General features: G+C 48.0%; 1 protein-coding gene. It reads right to left on the minus strand.

From position 1 onward, the window contains the following. On the minus strand, positions 1–914 hold a 914-nt coding region (locus CLOSYM_RS22925), incomplete at both ends, for a hypothetical protein (RefSeq protein WP_021640760.1).

Genomic DNA, 914 nt, shown 5'->3' on the forward strand with positions numbered 1-914 from the left:
CTGTTTACGTCGTCTCTGTCGCTGTACATTTTTATCCGCAGGGAATCTATGGTTGCCCGCGATTTATCCGGCCGGCCAGTTCCATAAATAACGTTTCCTATTAGTTCAATCGCGCTTCCGCTTTGCAGCGAAGTGAAGTTCACCTGTGACGGCCCGGAACTCATTCGTATCCCGTCTTTATCCCATATGCCTATCTGCTGCCCGGAAGCATTTAAAATTTTCAGCACTCCATTCTGGTTTGATTGTCCGCCAAGTTGTAATGTGCCTCCCCGGATCCGGTCAGCCAGCATGGTTCCTGCCCGAATAAAATCGGCTACAAACTGACCGTTAATATCCCAGGCTGATTTATACGGCCCATTATAGCCGGACGTCGAAAAGGCAATCCCCCCTTGATTCATTCGGATGACATTTACTGCCTGGGTCTTGTCTGGACGGTCCATAATTAACAACTGCCACGGGTCCACCAATTTCCCGGAATCGTCAAACGTATCCAAGACGACATAGCCGCCTTTTGTCCCAGTTATCGTCTTACCGATATTGACGATACTCTCGCGCGCTTCCTGCTCTACTTTGCTTATCTGATTTTCAGTGTCCTGCTGCCGTTTTGCAGTCTTCCCGGTGAATGTATCTATTTCTGCTCCCAGGGATACGCTGTCCTCTTCCGGCGCATCTAAGTGACTCGTTTTGCTGGAAAGAAAATACGCTGCACCCAGTTCGTGAAACGGGCTGATTACGGTTGCCATGCACCCTATTCGCAGTGCATCGATGTCGATATTGATATTGGACAAATCAACAGCAGTCAGTTCCAGTTTTTGTGGAAACTCCTGCGAATTTATATAAGACTGCCCTTTTAGCTTTAAGTGAACCGGGTCTGTCACGTCATCCCATGTTTTCGTTCCCACAATTATTCCATA

The sequence above is a fragment of the [Clostridium] symbiosum ATCC 14940 genome (assembly GCF_000466485.1).
Classification (GTDB): Bacteria; Bacillota; Clostridia; order Lachnospirales; family Lachnospiraceae; genus Otoolea; species Otoolea symbiosa.